Genomic DNA, 4,545 nt, shown 5'->3' with positions numbered 1-4,545 from the left:
TCCGCCGCTCGGCCGGCTGGTCCCGCGGCTGCGCGAACACGGGGCCAGGCCGGGCGTGGACGGCGAGGTGGTCAGCTGCGGGCCGCCCCGCCGGTCCGCGGCCGGATGTCGTCCGGGTCGGACACCGCGCTAGTCGGTCACCGCCTGACCCGGGGTCGTCCGGAACTCGTGACCGGCCCCCTTCTCGAACAGGTCGAAGGCCTCGTCCATCACCGTGTCCCGTTCGTCTTCCCCACCGCCCGGCTCGCCCCCGGGCGGCTGGTGCCGGAGGACCGACGCGCCCGCCGCGAGGCCCAGGTCGACGATCACGCGGACGCGGAAAGGACTCAGATGCGGGGCCCGGCGCTGCACGGCCGCGTACAACGGATCGAGCACGTTGGCGGCGCAGCTCCGCTCCCCGGTGCGCAGCAGCAGCATGACCTGCTCTCCGACCACGAGAAGGTTCTCCGCCGCGACGATGTCGTCCTGCGATCGTCCGTGGGACTCCCGGAATATCGACCGCAGGACATCGAGCGGCGACATCCCCGCCGGCGCCCCGTCCACCCGACGGACCCACTCGGCGACCTGCTCGCGCAGGAAGTGCAGGAACGCGTCCTCGCGGTGGGCGAAGTAGTTGTGGAACGTGCGGGTGGAGACCCCGGCGCGCTCGGCGATCGCGGACACCGTCGCCCCGTCCAGCCCCTCGGCGACCAGGAGTTCGACCGCGGCCACCGAGAGGCGGGTGAGGGTGTCGGCCTTCTTCCGCGCGCGCAGGTCAGCCATCGGACCGCGTCCCGGCATCACCGCCGGCTGCGTCACCGGGCAGCTCGTGCCTGCCCGGCCCCGGACTCTGATCGACAACGGTCTCGGCGGAGTGCCGTCCGGCGGCCACCGCAGCCTCGGTGCCGGCACGGTCGCCGTCTCCGCTCCCCGGCTCCCCGGCGGTCTCACGGGCGGAGCCCTGTTCGGCCTCGAGCGCCAATCCCTCCACGTCGACCGCGGGCAGGATCCTGTCCAGCCACCGCGGCAGGCCCCAGGCCCGTTCGCCGAGGAGGAACATCACCGCCGGGATGATCGTCATGCGCACCACGAAGGCGTCGAACAGGACGGCGATCGCCAGCGCGAAGCCCATCACCTTGATGAACTGCTCGTCGATCGTCATGAAGGCGGCGAAGACGCTGATCATGATCAGCGCGGCGGCGGTGACGACGCGGGCCCCGTGCTTGAAGCCGTTGGACACCGCGTTGTGCGCGGTCTTACCGTGCACCCACCCCTCGCGCATGCGGGTGACGAGGAAGACCTGGTAGTCCATCGCCAGGCCGAACACGATGCCGATGAGCATGATCGGCAGGAAGCTGATGACCGGCTGCGGGTCGGAGATGATCCCCAGCCAGCCCTCCTGCCAGATGGCCACGGTGATGCCGAAGGTCGCCGCGACCGACAGGCTGAAGCCCAGCGCCGCGATCAGCGGCACCCAGATCGACCGGAACACCAGCATGAGCAGGATGAACGCGAGGGCCAGCACGATGGCGATGTACGGGATGAGGACCTCGGTGAGTCGTTCGGAGATGTCCTCGTAGATCGGGCTGACGCCGGTGACGGAGTAGGTCCCCCCGGTCTGCTGCTCGAAGTCTGCGGCTCCGGCCCGGATCTCGGCGAGGACGTCCGCGGCCCGCTCGTCGGTGGCGCCGTACTCCGGTGTGATGAGGACCTGGGCTGCGTCACCCGCCTCGTTGGTCTCGATGATCTGGGCGTTCTGCACACCGTCGAGTGCCTGGATGTCCGCCGCCGCGGTGGCCCACGCCGACGGACGCTCCTCCTCGGGCACCTGGAGGGTGTCCACGAGGGCGATCATGGGCGCGTTACGACCGGGGCCGAACGCCTCGTCCGTCATGTCGTACGCCGTGCGGTTCGGGGTACCAGGGGCCATCGTGCCGTCCGACGGCATGGCCAGCCGCAGTTGCGTGGCGGGCAGCGCCAGCAGGATGAGCAGCAGGATCCCGGCGGTGGCGAAGAGGACGGGACGGGCGCGGATACGGCGGACCCAGGTCAGTCCCATCGTCGGGTTCTCGTCCTCCGGGTCGGGCGCCCTGACGCCCTTGACCCGGGCCGCGAAGAGCCGGATCCCGACGGCGCCGAGAATGGCGGGCAGCAGTGTGATGGCGACCAGGACGGCGATGGCGACTGTCGCGGCTGCGGACAGCGCCATCGCGGTGAGGAACGGGATGTTGATGATGGACAGGGCCGAGAGGGCGACCAGGACGGTGAGCCCGGCGAAGACCACCGCGGAGCCTGCCTTACCTACCGCCAACCCGGCCAGGTGCGCGCGCGTGGGCGCGTCGATGCTCCTGAGCTTCGCGGCGAGTTCCGCGGGCTCGAGATCGTTGCCGCCGATGTGTTTGACCAGCTCGGTGCGGAAGCGGGAGACGATGAACAGCGCGTAGTCGATGCCCACCGCGAGGCCGATCATGGACGCCAGCGTCGGCGTCATGGTGTTGATCGTGTCCGTGAAGGCCGTGGCGGCGAAGATGCCCGCGATGCCGATCCCCACGCCGATGACCCCGGTGAGCAGCGGCATCCCCGCGGCGATCACCGAACCGAAGGTGATGAGCAGGATCACCGCGGCCACGGCGATGCCGATGAGCTCGCCGATGGCGCTGATCTCCGAGAGTTGGAAAGCGTTGCCGGAGTAGGCGATGGTCAGGTCACCCTCGTGCGCCGCGACCACGTCGGCGAAGGCCTCGCGGTCCTCGGCGGTGATGTCCATGGTCGTGTCCGCGTCGAACTGGATCTGGACGGTGCCGGTGGTCTGGTCGGCGCTCAGCGGACTCACCGCCGCGATGTCGGCGTCGATCTGTTCCTGCGGGACCCCCTGGGCGGCCTGGGCCTCGGTGAGCTGCTGCGCCACCCCCTCGGCGGCGATCACCGGGTTGACGATGGCATCGGTGTCGGCGAGGAAGCCCAGCTCCCGCACCTGCCCGAGGAAGTCGTCGACGTCGTCCGTGACCGCCGGATCGACGAGGGTGCTGCCCTCCGGTGCGCGGATGACGATGGTCCCCGTCGGCGCGTCGAGCTGGTCACCCGCCCCGGCGAACCTCTGTTGCATCTCGTCCTGGGTCTCGATCGACTCGAGGCCCGGGATCGAGAAGGTGGTGCTGGTCTGCTGGGACATCGTGGCCGCGGCGGTGCCGACGCCGAGTATCACCAGCACCCAGGCGGCGATGAACCGCCATCTGAAGAGGTAGGCGGTCCGCCCGATGCGGTAGAGGAATGACGCCATGCGCTGGCTCCTGGTGCGTAGGTGCTGGTAGCGATCCTTCGCAGTTTTGCATGAGCGCTGCACGATTGCACAGCCCGTGCAAGAAGGTGTGGCGCAGGACACCCCAGCAAGGCTGTCGCGCCGCCTTGCCGATACCCCCCAGGGTATGTATGGTCGGGGTACACCCACCCGAACCCCGATCGACAAGGAGATCTCGATGCTTCTCGAGCGCATCTACGACGAGGACCTCGCCCAGGCCGGGTACTTCATCGGCTGCCAGGCCAGGAACGAGGCGATGGTGGTGGACGCCCGTCGTGACATCCGCGAGTACCTCGACCTGGCCGACCGTCACGGCATGACCATCACCGCGGTGACCGAGACCCACATCCACGCCGACTACCTCTCCGGCACCCGCGAGCTCGCCGAGGCGACCGGCGCGACCGTCTACGTCTCGGGAGAGGGCGGCGACGACTGGCAGTACGGTTTCGAGGCCGAGCGGCTGCACCACGGGGACCGGCTCACGCTGGGCAACATCACGGTCGAGGCCGTGCACACCCCGGGCCACACCCCGGAGCACCTGTCCTTCCTCGTCACCGACGGCGCCTTCGCTGATACCCCCGGCTACATGCTGACCGGCGACTTCGTCTTCGCCGGCGATCTCGGTCGACCGGATCTGCTCGACGAGGCCGCGGGCGGGATCGACACGCGCTTCGCCGGCGCCTCGCAGATCTTCCGCAGCCTGAAGGAGTCGTTCGTCTCCCTGCCCGACCACGTCCAGGTCTTCCCGGGCCACGGCTCCGGCAGCGCCTGCGGCAAGGCCCTCGGTGCACTTCCGTCGACCAGCGTCGGTTACGAGCGTCGCTACGCCTGGTGGGCGGGGTACGTCAGCGACGACGACGAGGAGGGCTTCGTCTCCGAGCTGCTCGACGGCCAGCCGGACGCGCACGCGTACTTCGGTCGGATGAAGCGGCAGAACAAAGAGGGCCCGGCGGTGCTCGGGCCATTGGCCCCCCTGCGCGAGTACGGCATCTCCGAGCTGGCCGACGCGCTGGAGGCGAACGACGTCGTCGTCGTCGACACCCGCGGCCAGGACGAGGTCCACGCCGGCACCGTCCCCGGGGCGCTCAACGTCCCCGGCGTCGACAAGGCCGCCTCCTTCGGCGCCTGGGTCTACGACCCCGAGAAGGAGGACACGCCGATCGTCGTCCTCGCCGAGGGACCCGAGACGGCCGAGACGATGCGGGATCACCTGCTGCGCGTCGGCATCGACACGGTCACCGGTTACACGACCACCTTCGAGGGGCTGC

General features: G+C 69.8%; 3 protein-coding genes. 1 reads left to right on the top strand and 2 read right to left on the bottom strand.

Annotated features, from left to right (window positions below; all coding sequences use genetic code 11):
- Nucleotides 1-129: 129 nt before the first annotated feature.
- Together G6026_RS00150 and G6026_RS00145 are read right to left on the bottom strand one after the other, a co-directional pair.
- Nucleotides 130-762: a TetR/AcrR family transcriptional regulator gene (locus tag G6026_RS00150; RefSeq protein ID WP_228549637.1), complete on the bottom strand. Its 633-nt coding sequence runs from the start codon at nucleotides 760-762 to the stop codon at nucleotides 130-132.
- Nucleotides 755-3,259 (bottom strand): MMPL family transporter, encoded by a 2,505-nt coding sequence (locus G6026_RS00145; protein WP_182611890.1) that lies wholly within the window; start codon nucleotides 3,257-3,259, stop codon nucleotides 755-757. The genes G6026_RS00150 and G6026_RS00145 overlap by 8 nt, the downstream gene beginning before the upstream one ends.
- A gap of 196 nt (nucleotides 3,260-3,455) precedes the next feature.
- On the opposite strand from G6026_RS00145, the gene G6026_RS00140 reads away from it, so the two are divergent.
- Nucleotides 3,456-4,545: MBL fold metallo-hydrolase (locus G6026_RS00140; protein ID WP_182611889.1), on the top strand; the 1,090-nt coding region annotated here is incomplete at its 3' end.

Origin of the sequence: Dietzia sp. DQ11-38-2 (genome assembly GCF_014145055.1) — a bacterium.
Taxonomy (GTDB): Bacteria; Actinomycetota; Actinomycetes; order Mycobacteriales; family Mycobacteriaceae; genus Dietzia.
This window is presented reverse-complemented; position numbering and strand designations above follow the sequence as displayed.

Bases quoted from the DNA above. Each gene is read 5' to 3' on its own strand.
- G6026_RS00150 (WP_228549637.1), bottom strand. From the start codon at position 762: ATGGCTGACCTGCGCGCGCGGAAGAAGGCCGACACCCTCACCCGCCTC.
- G6026_RS00145 (WP_182611890.1), bottom strand. From the start codon at position 3,259: ATGGCGTCATTCCTCTACCGCATCGGGCGGACCGCCTACCTCTTCAGA.